Annotated in this window: 16 protein-coding genes; 10 read left to right on the forward strand and 6 right to left on the reverse strand. The window is 70.9% G+C overall.

What is annotated here, in order from left to right:
- The first annotated feature begins 44 nt into the window (after nt 1-44).
- Entirely contained in the window at nt 45-713 is a 669-nt protein-coding gene (locus tag IW248_RS21100) for a Maf family protein (RefSeq protein ID WP_196928370.1), read from the forward strand.
- A complete protein-coding gene (locus IW248_RS21105; RefSeq protein ID WP_091394411.1) occupies nt 710-1,363 on the forward strand; it encodes an O-methyltransferase in 654 nt (217 codons plus the stop codon). The genes IW248_RS21100 and IW248_RS21105 overlap by 4 nt, the downstream gene beginning before the upstream one ends.
- Before the next feature lie 78 nt (nt 1,364-1,441).
- On the opposite strand, the gene IW248_RS21110 is transcribed toward IW248_RS21105, so the two are convergent.
- The 3 genes from IW248_RS21110 to IW248_RS21120 all read right to left on the reverse strand — a co-directional run bounded on the left by IW248_RS21110 (nt 1,442) and on the right by IW248_RS21120 (nt 3,908).
- On the reverse strand, nt 1,442-2,197 hold the full coding sequence (locus IW248_RS21110) for an ABC transporter permease (protein ID WP_196928371.1): 756 nt from the start codon (nt 2,195-2,197) through the stop codon (nt 1,442-1,444).
- An 18-nt stretch (nt 2,198-2,215) separates the two neighbouring features.
- Nucleotides 2,216-3,175, reverse strand: a complete 960-nt coding sequence (locus IW248_RS21115) for an ATP-binding cassette domain-containing protein (RefSeq protein ID WP_124823256.1) — start codon at nt 3,173-3,175, stop codon at nt 2,216-2,218.
- Between the two features lie 124 nt (nt 3,176-3,299).
- Nucleotides 3,300-3,908 (reverse strand): PadR family transcriptional regulator, encoded by a 609-nt coding sequence (locus IW248_RS21120; protein WP_196930297.1) that lies wholly within the window; start codon nt 3,906-3,908, stop codon nt 3,300-3,302.
- Nucleotides 3,909-4,058: 150 nt separating this feature from the next.
- Between IW248_RS21120 and IW248_RS21125 the strand changes: the two genes are divergently transcribed.
- Nucleotides 4,059-5,810 (forward strand): acetyl/propionyl/methylcrotonyl-CoA carboxylase subunit alpha, encoded by a 1,752-nt coding sequence (locus IW248_RS21125; protein WP_196928372.1) that lies wholly within the window; start codon nt 4,059-4,061, stop codon nt 5,808-5,810.
- A gap of 16 nt (nt 5,811-5,826) precedes the next feature.
- Here IW248_RS21125 and IW248_RS21130 read toward each other — a convergent pair whose 3' ends face one another.
- A complete protein-coding gene (locus IW248_RS21130) occupies nt 5,827-6,720 on the reverse strand; it encodes a LysR family transcriptional regulator ArgP (protein ID WP_196928373.1) in 894 nt (297 codons plus the stop codon).
- Between the two features lie 70 nt (nt 6,721-6,790).
- Here IW248_RS21130 and IW248_RS21135 point away from each other — a divergent pair, with 70 nt between their 5' ends.
- Both IW248_RS21135 and IW248_RS21140 read left to right on the forward strand, forming a co-directional pair.
- Nucleotides 6,791-7,387: a LysE/ArgO family amino acid transporter gene (locus tag IW248_RS21135; RefSeq protein ID WP_196928374.1), complete on the forward strand. Its 597-nt coding sequence runs from the start codon at nt 6,791-6,793 to the stop codon at nt 7,385-7,387.
- Nucleotides 7,388-7,500: 113 nt separating this feature from the next.
- Nucleotides 7,501-8,940, forward strand: coding sequence for a GuaB1 family IMP dehydrogenase-related protein (locus IW248_RS21140; protein ID WP_196928375.1), 1,440 nt, complete (start codon nt 7,501-7,503; stop codon nt 8,938-8,940).
- 100 nt (nt 8,941-9,040) lie between these two features.
- On the opposite strand, the gene IW248_RS21145 is transcribed toward IW248_RS21140, so the two are convergent.
- Nucleotides 9,041-9,625: a TetR/AcrR family transcriptional regulator gene (locus IW248_RS21145; RefSeq protein WP_196928376.1), complete on the reverse strand. Its 585-nt coding sequence runs from the start codon at nt 9,623-9,625 to the stop codon at nt 9,041-9,043.
- A gap of 83 nt (nt 9,626-9,708) precedes the next feature.
- Here IW248_RS21145 and IW248_RS21150 point away from each other — a divergent pair, with 83 nt between their 5' ends.
- The 4 genes from IW248_RS21150 to IW248_RS21165 are packed head-to-tail and all read left to right on the forward strand — an operon-like array spanning nt 9,709 to nt 14,465.
- Entirely contained in the window at nt 9,709-10,155 is a 447-nt protein-coding gene (locus IW248_RS21150) for a DoxX family protein (RefSeq protein WP_196928377.1), read from the forward strand.
- Between the two features lie 25 nt (nt 10,156-10,180).
- Nucleotides 10,181-10,663: a MarR family winged helix-turn-helix transcriptional regulator gene (locus IW248_RS21155; protein WP_124823088.1), complete on the forward strand. Its 483-nt coding sequence runs from the start codon at nt 10,181-10,183 to the stop codon at nt 10,661-10,663.
- Nucleotides 10,657-12,390: an ABC transporter ATP-binding protein gene (locus IW248_RS21160; RefSeq protein WP_196928378.1), complete on the forward strand. Its 1,734-nt coding sequence runs from the start codon at nt 10,657-10,659 to the stop codon at nt 12,388-12,390. The genes IW248_RS21155 and IW248_RS21160 overlap by 7 nt, the downstream gene beginning before the upstream one ends.
- Nucleotides 12,387-14,465, forward strand: a complete 2,079-nt coding sequence (locus IW248_RS21165) for an ABC transporter ATP-binding protein (RefSeq protein WP_372432685.1) — start codon at nt 12,387-12,389, stop codon at nt 14,463-14,465. The genes IW248_RS21160 and IW248_RS21165 overlap by 4 nt, the downstream gene beginning before the upstream one ends.
- A 39-nt stretch (nt 14,466-14,504) precedes the next feature.
- On the opposite strand, the gene thrS is transcribed toward IW248_RS21165, so the two are convergent.
- A complete protein-coding gene (gene thrS / locus IW248_RS21170; RefSeq protein WP_196928379.1) occupies nt 14,505-15,722 on the reverse strand; it encodes a threonine--tRNA ligase in 1,218 nt (405 codons plus the stop codon).
- Nucleotides 15,723-16,230: 508 nt separating this feature from the next.
- Between thrS and IW248_RS21175 the strand changes: the two genes are divergently transcribed.
- Nucleotides 16,231-16,863 (forward strand): DedA family protein, encoded by a 633-nt coding sequence (locus tag IW248_RS21175; protein ID WP_196928380.1) that lies wholly within the window; start codon nt 16,231-16,233, stop codon nt 16,861-16,863.
- Nucleotides 16,864-16,995 lie beyond the last annotated feature (132 nt).

Raw genomic sequence — 16,995 nt, forward strand, 5'->3', positions numbered from 1 at the left:
CGGGTTGTGGGTCTTGGTGGGGGCTGGACGGTAACGTCGGGCTCGTGTCTGAGACCTTGCCGCTCCGCCTCGTGCTCGCTTCGGCGAGCCCTGCCCGTCGTAAGTTGCTCCAGGCTGCCGGCGTCGAACCGGAGGTGCTGGTCAGCGGGGTGGACGAGTCTTTGGTGGTGGCCGAGCGGGCCGAGGAGTTGTGTCTGGAGTTGGCTCGTCTGAAGGCGCAGGCGGTGGTGACCCGGCTGAGTCCGGCCGCCGATCAGCGGACGTTGGTGATCGGCTGCGACTCGGTGCTGGCCTTCGACGGGGAGATCCTCGGCAAGCCGGCGGATGCGGCCGACGCGACCCGGCGGTGGCTGCGGATGCGGGGGCGCAGCGGTGTTCTGCACAGCGGGCACTGCCTGGTTGATGTTGCCGCGGGGCGGCGGGCGGAGGCGGTCGCGTCGACCACGGTCCACTTCGCTGACATCAGTGATGACGAGATCGCCGCGTACGTGGCCACGGGTGAGCCGTTGGCGGTGGCCGGCGCGTTCACGATCGACGGGCTGGGTGGGCCGTTCGTGGAGCGGATCGAGGGTGACGCGGGGACGGTGATCGGGCTGTCGATGCCGCTACTGCGCCGGCTTCTCGCCGAGCTGGGTCTGCGGATCACCGACCTGTGGACGACTGTGGCGCCGGGCGGCCAAACGGTCGAGCCGATCGGTAACGTCCGGTCATGACCACCAAGTCGATCCCGCTCACCAACGAGCTGCACGCCTATCTGGTCGCACACGGCTCCCCGCCGGACGAGATCATCCGTGACCTGGCCGAAGAGACCCGGTCGGTGCTGCCGGAGCACGCGACCATGCAGGTGGCTCCCGAGCAGGCCGCGTTCCTGACGTTCCTCACCCGGCTGCTCGACGTGCGGCAGGCCGTCGAGGTCGGCACGTTCACCGGGCTCTCCTCGCTGGCGATCGCGCGCGGGTTGCCCGAGGGCGGGCGACTGACCTGTTTCGACATCTCCGAGGAGTTCACCGGCATCGCCCGGCGTTACTGGGCGCGGGCCGGCGTGCAAGATCTGATCGACCTGCGCATCGGCCCGGCCGCGGACGGGCTGCGGGAGTTGCCGCACGAGCGGCACCTGGACTTCGCATTCATCGACGCGGACAAGACCGGCTACCCGATCTACTGGGCGGAGCTGGTGCCCCGGATGCGTCCGGGTGGGGTGATCGCCGTCGACAACGTGCTGCGTGGCGGGCGGGTCATCGCCCCGCAGGACGCCGGTGACCGGGCCATCGCCGCGTTCAACGATGAGGTCCTCGCCGACGTACGGGTGGACCCGGTGATGCTGCCGATCGCGGACGGCCTCACCCTCGCCCGGGTCCGCTGACCGCCGACGAACGGCAACCGCCGAACACGCCTATTGGGGTGTCCCCACCAGGGGACACCCCAATATCAACAACCAGCGTCAGCGGACGCTGCGGGCGAACTGGCGCGCGGCCCAGTAGACGCCCAGCGCGGCGAGGACCGCGGTGATGCTGAGGCCCTGCCAGACCTTGTCGCTGCCCAGGTCACCGGCGAACAGTGCCCGGGTGCCGTCGACCGCCCAGGAGAACGGGTTCCAGTTGGCGATGCCCTGCAACCAGCCGGGTGCGAAGGTCAGCGGCAGCAGGATGCCGGAGAGCAGCAGAACCGGCTGCGCCACGGTGTTCATCAGGGGGGCCAGCGCGTCCTCGCTCTTGACCTTCAGGGCGACGCCGTAGGAGACGGCCGAGGTCATGAGGGCGATCAGGGCGAGCATCAGGTACGCCAGCAGCAGGTCCCCGATGAACACCCGCAGGTCGAAGATGAGCGCCAGCAGCGTGATGATGACCGCCTGCGCCAGGAGCGAGACCACGTCCCGCAGCGAGCGCCCGAGCAGCAGGGCGAGCCGGCTGATCGGGGTGACCCGGGAGCGTTCGATGACGCCGGCTCGTAGCTCGGCGATCAGGCCGAAGCCCTGGAACAGGCCACCGAAGATGGCCAGCAGCACCAGCAGACCCGGTACGAAGATCTTGTAGGCGGCCGCCTGGGTAGGTGCGTTCAGTGCGGGCTTGAGCAGCGGGGCGAAGAGCAGCAGGTACATGACCGGCTGGAACACGCCGACGAAGACCCAGACCGGGTTGCGCAGCAGGAGTTGGATCTGGCGCTGGAAGATCAGCCACGTGTCACGGGCGAATTTCATGAGAGTCGTCTCCGGTGGTCAGGACTCGCGCAGCGAGCGGCCGGTCTTGGTGAGGAAGACGTCGTCCAGGCTGGGTCGGTGCAGCTCGATCGAGCGCAGTTCCAGCCCGGCGTGGTCGAGTCGGCGCAGCACCTGCGGAATGGCGGTGGCGCCCTCGTCGACGTAGAGGCGCAGCCCGCCCTCGTCGACGGTCTCCAGCTTGTTGACGTACGGCTCGCCGTCGAGTGTCTGGGCGGCCTGCGGGGTGGCGGCCAGGTCGAGGCCGACCAGCACCACGTCGCCGGAGATCTCCCGCTTGAGCTCGGTCGGCGTGCCCTCGGCCACCACCTCGCCGTTGTCCATGATCGCGATCCGGTCGCAGAGCGCGTCGGCCTCGTCCAGGTAGTGCGTGGTGATGAAGACGGTCATCCCGTCGCCGCGTAGCCGCCGGATCTCGTCCCACATGTGGGCGCGGCTCTGCGGGTCGAGGCCGGTGGTCGGCTCGTCCAGGAAGACGATCTTCGGCTCGTGGATGATGCCGAGGGCGATCTCCACCCGGCGGCGCTGGCCGCCCGAGTAGGTCTTGCACTTGCGGTCGGCGTACTCGGTGAGCTGGAAGGCATCGAGGGCGCGGGCCGCGCGCCGCTGCGCGTCGGCCTTGCTGATGCCGTACATCCGGGCGTGCAGCACCAGTTCCTCGCGGGCGGTGGACTCGTCCCAGGTGCTGCCGCCCTGCGGGACGTACCCGATGCGGCGGCGCACCTCGGCCGGGTCCTTGCGCAGGTCGGCACCCGCGATGGTGGCCTCGCCGCCGTCCGGCTCGATCAGCGTGGCGAGCATCCGCAGCGTGGTGGTCTTGCCGGCGCCGTTCGGGCCGAGGAAGCCAAAGATCTCGCCCTTGGCGACCTCGAGGTCGACGCCCCGCACGGCGTCCACCGTCTTCGTCTCTCGACCCGCGCGGGAGCGGAACGACTTCCGCAGCCCCCTGGTCTCGATCATTTCTGCTCCTGGTCGTTCGGGCCGGTCGAGCCGGCCGTCGAGTGGGACGACGCCGGACGGCGCACTCCCCCGCTGTGCCGTCAGCAGGCTAACGCGATATAGCTTTTTTAGTCAACGTTGATTATTACGCGTCGGGTGCAGGCCGCTCCTCGCCGTCCCGCCACCCCGGCCAACCATCCGCGTTCTCCAGCTCAGCAGGCAGGTACGACACTCCGGATTCGACACGTTCCGCGATCCGCTCGCACCACCCGATCTCCGCCTCCGCGCGGGCGGACCAGAGCTCGATCATCCAACTGACGTGCACCGGCTTGGCGCTGCGAATCCAGTCCGAATCCAACGAGGCACGCATCGAGGCGACGTTGGCGCGGAGCAGGTTGGCCCGGTTCCGCAGGGCCGCGGCCGCCTCGGCGCGCGGCATCGCCGGCAGGAAGGAGAACGCCGCCGTGAAGGGGTCGGTCGGCTCGCTGATGTTCCACCAGAGGTTGCGCAGCAGCGTCTCGAACTCGTCCTCCCCCTTGACGGTCACCTCGTACGTCGTGCGCGCCGGACGGGCGCCGACCTGCTCGGTCGCGACGGCCCGGAGCAGCCCTTCCTCGGTGAGCTTGCGCAGGGCGTGATAGATCGATCCGGGTTGCACGTTCGCCCACTTGTCGGCGCTCCAGCTCAGCAGCTCGCGGCGCACGTCGTAGCCGTGCACGGGCTGCATCCACCGCACCAGACCGAGAATCATCATCCGAGTCGAAGACACCCGATAAGCGTAATAGCCAAGTTTGACTAAACCGTGCCGGGTGCAGTGCGGCATCCCACACTGAGCGATCGTTAGGGGCGTCCTGGGCGGCCGATACACTCCCCGTCAGTAACCTGCCCGGGAGGAGCCACGAAGGTGCGCAAGGTACTCATCGCCAACCGCGGCGAGATCGCCGTCCGGGTGATCCGCGCGTGCCGCGACGCTGGCCTGGGCAGCGTCGCCGTGTACGCGGACTCCGACCGCGACGCCCTGCACGCCACCCTCGCGGACGAGGCGTACGCGCTCGGCGGGGACAGCGCGACCGAGACCTACCTGCGCATCGACAAGCTGCTCGACGTCGCCGCTCGGGCCGGCGCCGACGCCGTACACCCGGGTTATGGCTTTCTCAGCGAGAACGCCGACTTCGCCCAGGCCGTCACGGACGCCGGGCTGACCTGGATCGGCCCCACCCCGCAGGCGATCCGCGACCTGGGCGACAAGGTCACCGCCCGGCACATCGCCCAGCGGGCCGGCGCGCCGCTGGTCCCCGGCACCCCCGACCCGGTGGCCAGCCCCGACGAGGTGATGGCGTTCGCCGTCGACCACGGCCTGCCGGTGGCCATCAAGGCCGCCTTCGGTGGCGGCGGGCGCGGCCTCAAGGTCGCCCGCACGATGGAGGAGATCCCCCAGCTGTTCGAGTCGGCCACCCGCGAGGCGGTCGCGGCGTTCGGTCGGGGCGAGTGCTTCGTCGAGCGGTACCTGGACCAGCCCCGGCACGTCGAGGCGCAGGTCCTCGCCGACCAGCACGGCAACGTGATCGTGGTGGGCACCCGGGACTGCTCGTTGCAGCGACGCCACCAGAAGCTCGTCGAGGAGGCGCCCGCGCCGTTCCTCACCGACGCCCAGCGCGCGCAGATCCACGCGAGCGCGAAGGCGATCTGCCGCGAAGCCGGCTACCACGGCGCCGGCACTGTGGAATACCTGGTCGGCGTCGACGGCACCATCTCCTTCCTGGAGGTCAACACCCGACTCCAGGTCGAGCACCCGGTCACCGAGGAGACCGCAGGCATCGACCTGGTCCGCGAGCAGTTCCGGATCGCCGACGGCGAGAAGCTGCGGATCACCGAGGACCCGACGCCGCGCGGGCACGCGATCGAGTTCCGGATCAACGGCGAGGACCCGGGCCGCAACTTCCTGCCCGCCCCGGGCACGGTCACCGCGCTGCGCCTACCCACCGGGCCGGGTGTGCGGGTCGACACCGGCATCTCGGCCGGTGACGTGATCGGCGGCAACTTCGACTCACTGCTCGCCAAGGTGATCATCACGGGTGAGACGCGGACCGAGGCGCTGGAGCGCGCCCGCCGCGCCCTCGACGAGATGGTCCTCGACGGGATGGCGACCGCGCTGCCGTTCCACCGGCTCGTCGTGCGGGACGAGGCGTTCACCGCCGAGCCGTTCACAGTGCACACCCGGTGGATCGAAACCGAGTTCCACAACACCGTGCCGCCCTTCACCGCCGCCGCCGGCGCCGCCGAGGCACCGGCCGGGCGCGACACCGTCGTGGTCGAGGTGGGCGGCAAGCGCCTCGAGGTCAGCCTCCCCGCCGGCTTCGGCGGGAGTACGACCACCGCGGCACCCGCCTCTCGCAAGCCGACCCGGCGCGGCGGCGGCGCCAAGGCCGGCGCACCGGTCGGCGGCGACGCGCTCACCTCGCCGATGCAGGGCACCATCGTCAAGGTCGCCGTGGCGGACGGCGACACCGTGGCCGAGGGTGACCTGGTCGTGGTGTTGGAGGCGATGAAGATGGAGCAGCCGCTGCACGCGCACAAGGCGGGCACTGTCAGCGGTCTCAGCGCCGAGGTCGGTGCCGTGATCACCGCTGGCGCCCCCATCTGCACCATCGCCTGAGCCGCCCGGCGGGCAGTCAGCGCAGGGTTTCGGTGGCAACCGCGCGGACGGCGGCGGTCAGGGCGTTCAGCACGTCGGACTCCAGCCGCCAGTGCTGCCAGTACAGCGGGACGTCCAGGTGGCGACCCGGCGCGAGGTCGACACAGCGACCGGCGGCCAGGTCATCCCCGGCGATCTGTTCCGGCACCAGGCCCCAGCCCAACCCGAGCCGGATCGCCGCACTGAACGCCGGCACCGACGGCACGTAGTGCACCGGCGGGTCGAGCGGCCGGCCCGTCACCGCCCGGATGAACCGGTGTTGCACCCGGTCCTTCCGGTCGAAGACGAGCAGCGGCGCGCCCGCCAGCGCGGACGCGGTGAATCCCTCACCCAAGTGGGACGCCGCGAACTCCGGCGTGGCGAGCGCGCGATAGCGCATTACTCCGAGCCGCAGCACCCGGCAGCCCTGCACGGCCTCCCGCTGGGCGGTGACCGCCGCTGTCACCGAACCGTCGCGGAGCAACTCGGCTGTGTGATCCTGATCGTCCTGCCTCAGGTCGAACGAGAGCCCGGCCCGCTGCGGCAACCGGGCCAGCGCGGCGGGGAACCAGGTGGCCAGCGAGTCCGCGTTGACCACCACGGCGACCCGGATCAGGCCACCGCCGGCCAGCGGGCCGCGAGCATCGGCCAGCGCCTCCCGTTCGAGCAGCGCCAGCTGGCCGGCCAGGCGCAGCAGCGGGCGGCCCGCGTCGGTTGCCACGCACGGTCGGGCGCGGCGGACCAGCACCTGGCCGACTGTCTCCTCCAACGCCTTGATCCGTTGGCTCACCGCCGACGGTGTGACGTGCAGCAGCTGGGCTGCCGCGTCGAAGCTGCCCTCCGCCACCACCGCCGCGAGCGTCCGCAGCTGCGTCGAGTCAAGACCATGCATCAGCAGAGCTTAGGTTACGTCAGAATCTTTAGTTGGACTGATGGCTGCCGGCAGCCCTAGCGTCGAGTCCGTGCTCACCTCCGCCGTCGCCGGCTTCTCGATCGCCATCGCCCTCATCGTCGCCATCGGCGCCCAGAACGCCTTCGTCCTGCGACAGGGCCTCCGACGCGAGCACGTCGTACCCGTGGTGCTGGCCTGCGCCGCGTCGGACGCGCTGCTGATCATGGCGGGGGTGGCTGGGTTCGGTTCGCTGGTGACCGACCGACCGGGCCTCCTCGTGGCGATCCGCTGGGGCGGTGCGGCCTTCCTGCTCTGCTACGCGGGGCTCGCCGCCCGCCGCGCCCTGCGTCCCGGCGCCCTGCTGCCCACCGATCGGCCGCCGACAACGTTGGGAGCGACCCTGCTCGCCTGCGCCGCCCTCACCTACCTGAATCCCCACGTCTACCTGGACACCGTGCTGCTCCTCGGCGGCGTGGCCCAACAACACTCACATCGGTGGGTCTTCGGCGCTGGCGCCACCCTGGCCAGTGCGGTCTGGTTCACCGCGCTCGGCGTCGGCGCGCAGCGCCTCGCACCGCTGCTGGCCCGTGCCATCGCCTGGCGGGTGCTGGACGCGATCATCGCCGTCGTGATGGCCGGCCTCGCCGTGGCACTCCTGGCGGCATGACCGGCTCGTACGGCGAGCACCGAGGATGCCACCGGGACCAGGACCAACGACGGTGCGAGTGTTTTCCACTACCACCGGCGGTGGAACCGACCGTGAGCGGGAATGATTGCCGGGTGCGGTTCCTTCACGGCGCGGCTCCCGCGCACGACCTGACCTATACCGACGTCTTCATGGCGCCGGCCCGCTCCGACCTTGGTTCCCGGCTCGACGTCGACCTCTCCACCGGCGACGGCACCGGCACCACCATTCCGCTGGTGGTGTCGAACATGACAGCGGTCGCCGGACGGCGGATGGCGGAGACGGTCGCCCGCCGGGGTGCCATCGCGGTGATCCCGCAGGACATTCCGATCGAGGTGGTGGCGAATGTCGTCGCCTGGGTCAAACAGCGCCACCTGGTTTACGACACGCCAATCACGCTGGGCCCGACCGAGACCGTGGGCGACGCCATCCACCTCCTGCCCAAGCGCTCGCACGGTGCGGTGATCGTGGTCGACGACGCCGGCCGGCCGATGGGCGTGGTCACCGAGGCGGACACCACGGGCGTGGACCGGTTCGCCCAGCTGCGTCACGTGATGTCCACCGAGCTGCACACCGTCCCGGCGGACGCGGATCCGCGCACCGGGTTCGACAGGCTCTCGGCGGGCCGTCGCCGACTCGCCCCGGTGGTCGACACCGAGGGCCGGCTGGTCGGGGTGCTGACCCGACAGGGCGCGTTGCGGGCCACCCTCTACACGCCGGCCGTGGACGACCGGGGCCGGCTGCGGATCGCGGCGGCCGTCGGCATCAACGGTGACGTGACCGGCAAGGCCTCGGCGTTGCTGGAGGCGGGCGTGGACACGTTGGTCGTGGACACCGCGCACGGCCACCAAGCGCGGATGATCTCCGCACTCCAGGCGGTCCGCAAGCTGGACCCGGGGGTGCCGGTGGCGGCCGGCAACGTGGTCACCGCCGAGGGCGTACGCGATTTGGTGGAGGCGGGGGCGGACATCATCAAGGTCGGCGTCGGACCCGGCGCGATGTGCACCACGCGGATGATGACCGGCGTGGGTCGGCCGCAGTTCTCCGCCGTACTCGACTGCGCGGCCGCCGCCCGCCAACTGGGCCGGCACGTGTGGGCCGACGGCGGGGTGCGGCACCCCCGGGACGTAGCGCTCGCGCTCGCCGCCGGCGCGTCGAACGTGATGATCGGCTCCTGGTTCGCCGGCACCTACGAGTCCCCCGGTGACCTGTACACCGACGCGGACGGCCGGCGGTACAAGGAGAGCTTCGGGATGGCCTCGGCTCGGGCGGTCAGCGCCCGAACCGCCGACGACAGCCCGTACGACCGGGCTCGCAAGGCGGTGTTCGAGGAGGGCATCTCCTCGGCCCGGATGCACCTGGACCCGGCCCGCCCCGGTGTCGAGGACCTGATCGACGAGATCATCGCCGGGGTACGAAGCGCCTTCACCTATGCCGGTGCACGAAACCTGACCCAGTTCCACGAGCGGGCGATCGTCGGCGTGCAGAGCGCCGCCGGCTTCACCGAAGGAATGCCCCTCCCCACCAGCTGGTAACCCCGACCCCACCCCCACCCCACCCCTGACCTCAGTTGATCATGAAGTTATTGCCTCCCACATCGGCGTGTCATGGCAACAACTTCATGATCAACACGGGTCAGGGGCGGGGGTGGGGGTGGGGTTGGGGTGATAGGCGGCGTAGGACGGTGCGGGCTGCTTCGCGGGGGTTGTCGCCGACTCGGTCGGGTAGGGCGCCGGCCAGCCAGAGGGTGGCGAAGCCGTGCGCGATCGACCAGGCCGCGAGCGCGTCCCGGTCGGTGTCGGCGGGTGCGCCGCCGGTGGGTAGTGCCGCCACCCCGGACCGGAGCGCGGCGCCGGCCCGGCCCCGGGCAGCGATCAGCTCGGCGTCGTCGGCCCGGTGGAGTTCCGGCCGGAACATCACCTCGAAGTACGCGCGGCGTGTGACGGCGAAGTCGACGTAGGCGACACCGGCCTCCAACAGGTCGTCAGCCGCCTCGGTCAACGCCTGGGCCAGCAGGTCGAAGCCCTGCGCGGCGAGTGCGGTCAGCAGGCCCGCCTTGTCGCCGAAGTGGTGTGCGGGCGCGGCGTGCGAGACACCGGCCCGACGGGCCAGGTCGCGCAGGCTCAGCGCGGCGGGTCCAACCTCCTCGATGGCCTCCAGCGCCGCGGCGAGCAGGGCGCGGCGCAGGTCGCCGTGGTGGTAGGCGCGCGTGTCGGTCATGCGGGAATCCTAACTTGCCATTGACAAGATCCTCCCTTGGCGTGCAATCTTGTCACTGGCAAGTTTCACAGAGGAGGATTCCGATGGCACCCCTGATCGCCTTGATCGTCGGCACCGCGCTGGCCCGACTGGCCGGCCTGGCCGGCATCTCCGCACTGGACGACTGGATTGGCGCGCTGCGCGTCGGGCTGGCCGTGATGTTCGCGCTGACCGCCGTCGCGCACTTCGCCGGCCAGCGCCGTGCCGACCTGATCGCGATGGTTCCACCCCGCCTGCCCCGGCCGGACCTGCTGGTCACCGTCACCGGCGCACTGGAACTGATCGGCGCGGTCGGCCTGCTGGTGCCGGCGACCGCCCGGGTGGCGGCAGCCGGGCTCGGCCTGCTCATGCTCGTCATGTTCCCGGCCAACGTCTCAGCCGCCCGCCGGAGGCTGACCCTCGCCGGACGTCCGGTGACCCCACTGGCGCAGCGGACGCTCCTCCAGATCGTGTTCGTGGCCACTGCTGCGGCAATTTCGTTTGGCCCCTGACTATCAGGGAGCTAATGTGCACGTCGTGGAACTCGTGACCCTCCAGGACGTGCCACTCGGCCGGCTGTTGTTGGTGGCCGGGCACCTCGTCGAACAGCGGTGGAACCGCTATCTCGCCGAGGAGCACGGCCTCACCCATGCCGGCATGGTGACCCTGATGACGCTCGCCCGACACGGCGAACTGCCGCACCGGGCGGTCGCAGAGAAGGGGTTCGTCCGCCCGGCGACCCTGACCGGCATCGTCGACACGCTCGAGCGCGACGGTCTGGTCGAGCGGCAGCGCGACGACAGCGACCGGCGCAGCATCCGACTCGCCATCACCCCCGCCGGTCGGGAGCGGGTGGCGGCACTCAACGCCATGATCCACTCCGGGCGCCCCATCACCTCGGTCGACGCCGACCCGGTGAAGGCCCAGGTGATCCGGGAGTTCCTGCTTGAGGTCATCGGCAGCGGAGACGACCCGCGGATGACCGGACGCCCTACCGAAACGAAGGACCCGGCGTGCTGATCCGACTCCTGCGCGGCCAACTGCGCACCTATCAGAGACCGTTGCTGGCGGTCGTGCTGCTCCAGTTCGTGGGCACCATGGCCTCGCTCTACCTGCCCAGCCTCAACGCGGACATCATCGACCAGGGCGTGGCCAGGGGCGACACCGACTACATCGTGCGCACCGGCGGCTGGATGCTGCTGGTCAGCCTGATCCAGATCGTCTGTTCGATCGCCGCCGTCTACCTGGGCGCCCGGGTCGCGATGGGCTTCGGCCGCGACGTGCGCGCCGAGCTGTTCGGCCACGTGAACCGCTTCTCCGCCCGCGAGGTGGCCCGGTTCGGGGCGCCGTCGCTGATCACCCGCAACACCAACGACGTGCAGCAGGTGCAGATGCTCGTGCTGATGAGCTGCACGATGCTGGTCGCCGCACCGATCATGAGCGTCGGTGGCGTGTTCATGGCGCTGCGCGAGGACGTCGGGCTCTCCTGGCTGATGCTGGTCAGCGTGCCGGTGCTGGCCATCGCCCTCGGCGCGATCATCCGTCGGATGGTGCCGGGCTTCCGGCTGATGCAGACTCGGATCGACACGGTCAACCGGGTGCTGCGGGAGCAGATCACGGGCATCCGGGTCGTCCGCGCGTTCGTCCGCGAGCCGTACGAGACGGACCGTTTCGGCGTCGCCAACGCCGACCTGACCGCCACCGCGCTGCGTACCGGGCGGTTGCTGGCGTTGATCTTCCCGGTGGTCATGCTGGTGCTGAACGTCTCAAGCGTGGCGGTGCTCTGGTTCGGCGCGCAGCGGGTGGACGCCGGCGCGATCCAGATCGGCGCGCTCACCGCGTTCCTGCAGTACCTGATGCAGATCCTGATGGCGGTCATGATGGCCACCTTCATGCTGATGATGGTGCCGCGGGCGGCGGTCTGCGCCGAGCGGATCGTCGAGGTGCTGGACACCGACTCCTCGGTGGTCCCCGCCGCCGAGCCGGTCACCGAGCTGCCCACCCGGGCTGAGCTGGAGCTGCGCCGGGTGCGCTTCCAGTACCCGGGCGCGGTGGACCCGGTGCTGCGCGACATCTCCTTCCGGGCGACCCCGGGCACCACCACGGCGATCATCGGCAGCACCGGCGCCGGTAAGACGACGCTGCTGTCGTTGATTCCCCGCCTGGTCGACGTCACCGACGGCGCGGTGCTGGTCGACGGGGTGGACGTGCGGGAGTTGGCGCCGGACGAGCTGTGGCGGCGCATCGGCCTGGTGCCGCAACGGCCGTACCTGTTCACCGGGACTGTCGCCAGCAACCTGCGCTACGGCAACCCGGACGCCACCGACGAGGAGCTGTGGACGGCGTTGGAGATCGCCCAGGCCCGGGACTTCGTGGCCCAGATGCCCGGTGGGCTGGACGCCCCGATCGCCCAGGGCGGCACCACCGTCTCCGGTGGGCAACGGCAGCGCCTGGCCATCGCCCGAGCCCTGGTCCGGCAGCCGGAGATCTACCTCTTCGACGACTCGTTCTCCGCGCTCGACCTGGGCACCGACGCGCGTCTGCGAGCGGCACTGCGGCCGGTCACCGCGCAGTCGGCGGTCGTGATCGTGGCCCAGCGGGTCTCCACGATCATCGACGCCGACCAGATCATCGTTCTTGAGGACGGAGGGGTCGTCGGAGTGGGACGACATGCCGAGTTGTTGGACACCTGCCCGACGTACGCCGAGATCGTGGCCTCGCAGCAGACGACAGAGGTGCCGGCATGAGCGAGCGTGACGAGCCGCGCACTGCGGCCGTACCCAGTCAGAAGCCGGCCGGCGACGGACGGACGCCGGGAGGCGACGCGAAACAGCCCGGTGGCGAAGCGACGCCGAAGCGACTGCCGCCCGGCCGGCAGGGCGGTGGCCCGGGATGGATGAGCGCCGGGATGCCCGCCGAGAAGTCGATGAACTTCGGGCCGTCGGTCCGACGGTTGCTCGGCCGGCTGCGCTCGCACCGCCTGCACCTGGCCGCGATCATCACGTTGGCCCTGGTGAGCGTCGGGTTCAGCGTGGCCGGGCCGAAGATCCTCGGCCACGCCACCGACCTGATCTTCAGCGGGGTGATCGGCCGGCAACTGCCCGCCGGCACCACCGCCGAGCAGGCCGTCGCGGCGGCCCGGGCCAGCGGCAACGACAGCTTCGCCGACATGCTGGCCCGGATGGACGTGGTGCCCGGGGTGGGCATCGACTTCAGCGCCCTGAGTCGGGTGCTGCTGCTGGCGCTCGGGCTCTACCTGGCCGCGAGCCTGCTGTCCTGGTGGCAGGGCTGGCTGCTCAACGGGGTGGTCCAGCGCACCGTGCTGCGGCTGCGCGCCGAGGTGGAGGAGAAGCTCAACCGGCTGCCGCTGCCCTACTTCGACAGGCAGCCGCGCGGTGAGTTGCTCAGCCGGGTCACCAACGACATCGACAACATCTCCACAAGCCTCCAGCAGACCCTCAGCCAGCTGCTCACCTCGCTGCTGACAGTCGTCGGCGTGCTGGCCGTGATGTTCTGGATCTCGCCGGTGCTGGCGCTGGTGGCCCTGGTCGCGGTGCCGCTGTCGGTGCTGGTCACCCAGCGCATCGCCAAGCGCTCGCAGAAGCAGTTCATCGCACAGTGGACGCACACCGGCGAGTTGAACGGCCAGATCGAGGAGGCGTACACCGGTCATGAGCTGGTGAAGGTCTTCGGCCGGCAGCGTGAGGTCGAGGCCGCGTTCCACGCGAAGAACGAGGAGCTGTTCCGAGCCAGCTTCGGGGCGCAGTTCATCTCCGGGATCATCATGCCGTCGATGATGTTCATCGGAAACCTGAGTTACGTGGCGATCGCCGTGGTCGGCGGGTTGCGGGTCGCGTCCGGCACGATGAGCCTCGGCGACGTGCAGGCGTTCATCCAGTACTCCCGACAGTTCACCCAGCCGCTCACCCAACTCGCTTCGATGGCCAACCTGCTCCAGTCCGGGGTGGCCTCGGCCGAGCGGGTCTTCGCGGTGCTCGACGCGGACGAGCAGACCCCCGACCCGGTCGCGCCGGCCCGGGTCACCGACCCGCACGGTCGGGTCGAGTTCGACCACGTCTCGTTCCGCTACGAGCCGGACAAGCCGCTGATCGACGACCTGTCGCTGGTCGCCGAGCCGGGGCACACGGTGGCGATCGTCGGCCCGACCGGTGCCGGCAAGACCACCCTGGTCAACCTGGTGATGCGGTTCTACGAGCTGGACGCCGGCCGGATCACGCTCGACGGGGTGGACATCACCGCGATGCGCCGCGACGACCTGCGCGGGCGGATCGGCATGGTGCTCCAGGACACCTGGCTGTTCGGCGGCACCATCCGGGACAACATCGCCTACGGGCGGCCGGACGCGACCGAGGAGGAGATCCTCACCGCGGCCCGGGCCACCTTCGTGGACCGGTTCGTGCGCAGCCTGCCGGACGGCTACGACACGGTCATCGACGAGGAGGGCAGCAACGTCAGCGCCGGCGAGAAGCAGCTCATCACCATCGCGCGGGCGTTCCTCGCCGAGCCGTCGCTGCTGATCCTCGACGAGGCCACCAGTTCGGTGGACACCCGCACCGAGGTGCTGCTGCAACGGGCGATGGCCGCGCTGCGCTCGGACCGGACCAGCTTCGTCATCGCGCACCGGCTCTCCACGATCCGCGACGCCGACCTGATCCTCATGATGGAGAACGGTCGGATCGTCGAGCAGGGCACCCACGAGCAGTTGCTCGTCGCCCAGGGCGCGTACCACCGGCTCTACCGCTCGCAGTTCACCGGCGCTGTGGTCGACGAGGAACCGGCCGCCCAACCGGCGTCGGTCTGAGGTCGGGCGGCCGTGCGCGCGAGACGATCGGTGGGCGTGTCAGTCCGGCGGCAGCAGGTCGGTCGCGCGGGCGGCGACCTGCCCGCCGATCAGGGCGAGCGCGGCGTCGGCGGGCATCGGAGCCAGGGCACGGCCGCCGCGCAGGCGCAGCGCGAGGCGACCGTCGGCCGCCTCCCGAGCACCCAACACCCCGAGGTACGGGACGCGGCGGCGGGCCGCGTCCCGGACCCGGGCGCCCAGCGAGCCGGAGACATCGACCTCGACCCGCAGGCCGGCGTCAACCGCCCGTCGGGCCAGGTCGGCGGCCGCGTCGACCTGACCGTCGTCGACCGGCAGCAGCACCAACTGGACTGGCGCGTACCAGGCCGGGAACGCCCCCTCGTGCACCTCGATGAGGTACGCGAACAGCCGCTCCATGCTGCCGACCAGGCTGCGGTGCAGCATGACCGGGCGACGTCGGCTGCCGTCCGAGTCGGTGTACGACAGGTCGAACCGTTCCGGCTTGTCGAAGTCCACCTGGATGGTGGAGATGGTCGACTCCCGGCCGGCGGCGTCGAGAATCTGAATGTCGATCTTCGGGCCATAGAAGGCCGCCTCCCCCGGCGCCTCGACGTACTCCACCCCGGTCAGCGCCTCCCGGAGCAGTTCCTCGGCGCGGGCCCACTGCGCGTCGTCGCCGACGTACTTCTCGCCCGGCCCGCGCAGCGACAGCCGGAACCCGGCCGGCCGGACGCCGAGCGCGGCGTGCGCTTCGCGGATCAGCCCCAGGATCTCGACGACCTCGGCGCCGACCGGCTCGGGGGCGCAGAAGGTGTGCGCGTCGTTGAGCGAGATGGCGCGGACCCGGGACAGCCCGCCGAGCACGCCGGAGCGCTCCGAGCGGTACATCCCGCCCAGCTCCGCGATTCGCAACGGCAGCTCCCGGTAGGAACGGCCCCGCGCCCGGAAGACCAACGCGTGATGCGGGCAGAGCGCCGGTCGGAGCACGAACTCGTCGTCGGCGCTCAGCCGCATCGGCGGGAACATGTCGTCGGCGAAGTAGCCGAGATGACCGGAGAGTTCGAAGAGTTCCCGCTTACCCAGCGGCGGCGAGTAGACGTGCTGGTGGCCGGAGCGGCGCTCCAACTCCCGGACGTACTCCTCGACGGCGTGCCGGGCGGCGGCGCCGGCCGGCAGCCAGATCGGCAGGCCGGCGCCGGCCAGCGGATCGGAGACGAAGAGGTCCAGCTCGCGGCCGAGCCTACGGTGGTCGATCATGTCGGGCTCCTGGATCGGGTACGACCCGGAGGCGACCTGAGCTCCGAACGGCGCGCTGCCCTCGGGGGCGGATCGCCCCGGGGCCTGGTCGACGGTGGTTACGTCAGAGCGGCGCGCCGGGGACACCCGGCGTCGTGGTCATCACTACCGCGCTGCACATACGGCGACCGTACCCGCCCGACGATCGGGGACGCACCCGGATTTACGGCGGAGGGGTGGGCCGCCGGCGCGGGACCCGCCGGCGGCCCTGGCGGCCGAATCGTCAGGAACGGGGGACCCGACGGGCGTGGCCGCGCCGCCAACGGTACGCCGAGAAACGCCGTTCCGCCGCCCTCCTCGGACGGGTGCAACAGCCTCCGAACCCGTCACCCGGCAGTGATCGGCCTCGTTAAAGCTGGGTGGCCCAGTCGTGTCGACGGTCACGACGGGCCGGGGCCGTCCACCGTGACGCCGGACACGGCGTCAGGCTCAAGACACCCAATCGGCCGCATCCGGCGAGGTGGCAGGCGTGCCCGAACTTCTGACTGACGTCGCGTCGCCGACGTGGGCGTACCTGGTGCTGCTCACTCTGCTGATCGCGGACGCCTTCGTGCCGGTGATCCCCACCCAGATCGTCATGATCACCAGCGGTGCGCTCACCGTCTACGGCGGGCTCAGCCTGCCGGTCACCATCGCCGTCGGCGCGCTCGGTGTGTTCGCCGGCGACCTGGCCTGCTACCTGCTCGGGCGGAGCGCGCCGGACCGGCGGCCACCCCGGCACGCCGAGCTGAGCCGGGCCCGCCGGGTGGCCAGCCGGGTCACCCAGGGGCTACGACAACCCGGGCCGCTGGTCATCCTGCTCTGCCGGTTCGTGCCGGGCGGCCGGATGGCGGCCTGCTTCTCGGCCGGGCGCAGCCGCTACCCGTACCGACTGTTCGTGCTCTACGAGGCCGTCGCCGCGCTCGGTTGGGCCACCTACGGCGCCCTGGTCGGGCACCTGGGCGGCACCGCGCTGACCGAGTCGGCCTGGCGGCTTGCCATCATCGCCACCGCTGCGGCGGCCGGCTTCGCCGCGGCCGGATGGGCCATGACAGTGGTCAGCGCCCGCCACGCCCGCGCCGCCGCCGCAGCAGTCGCCGCAGTCGACGTCCCCATCGACTGACCCCACCCCTACTAGCCTCGCGATCTTGCACTTACTGTCCCCGCAATTGGGGCATGCCGCGCATAAGCACGACCGAAAGTGCAAGATCGCGGGGGCGGAGGGTGGGGGCGGGGCGGGGCGGCCTCTAGGGGG

Origin of the sequence: Micromonospora ureilytica, assembly GCF_015751765.1 — a bacterium.
In the GTDB taxonomy this organism is placed as follows: Bacteria; Actinomycetota; Actinomycetes; order Mycobacteriales; family Micromonosporaceae; genus Micromonospora; species Micromonospora ureilytica.

Coding starts and splice junctions, on each gene's coding strand:
- IW248_RS21105 (WP_091394411.1), top strand. CDS start 710: ATGACCACCAAGTCGATCCCGCTCACCAACGAGCTGCACGCCTATCTG.
- IW248_RS21110 (WP_196928371.1), bottom strand. CDS start 2,197: ATGAAATTCGCCCGTGACACGTGGCTGATCTTCCAGCGCCAGATCCAA.
- IW248_RS21115 (WP_124823256.1), bottom strand. CDS start 3,175: ATGATCGAGACCAGGGGGCTGCGGAAGTCGTTCCGCTCCCGCGCGGGT.
- IW248_RS21120 (WP_196930297.1), bottom strand. CDS start 3,908: ATGATGATTCTCGGTCTGGTGCGGTGGATGCAGCCCGTGCACGGCTAC.
- IW248_RS21130 (WP_196928373.1), bottom strand. CDS start 6,720: ATGCATGGTCTTGACTCGACGCAGCTGCGGACGCTCGCGGCGGTGGTG.
- IW248_RS21145 (WP_196928376.1), bottom strand. CDS start 9,625: ATGACCGACACGCGCGCCTACCACCACGGCGACCTGCGCCGCGCCCTG.
- IW248_RS21150 (WP_196928377.1), top strand. CDS start 9,709: ATGGCACCCCTGATCGCCTTGATCGTCGGCACCGCGCTGGCCCGACTG.
- IW248_RS21165 (WP_372432685.1), top strand. CDS start 12,387: ATGAGCGAGCGTGACGAGCCGCGCACTGCGGCCGTACCCAGTCAGAAG.
- thrS (WP_196928379.1), bottom strand. CDS start 15,722: ATGATCGACCACCGTAGGCTCGGCCGCGAGCTGGACCTCTTCGTCTCC.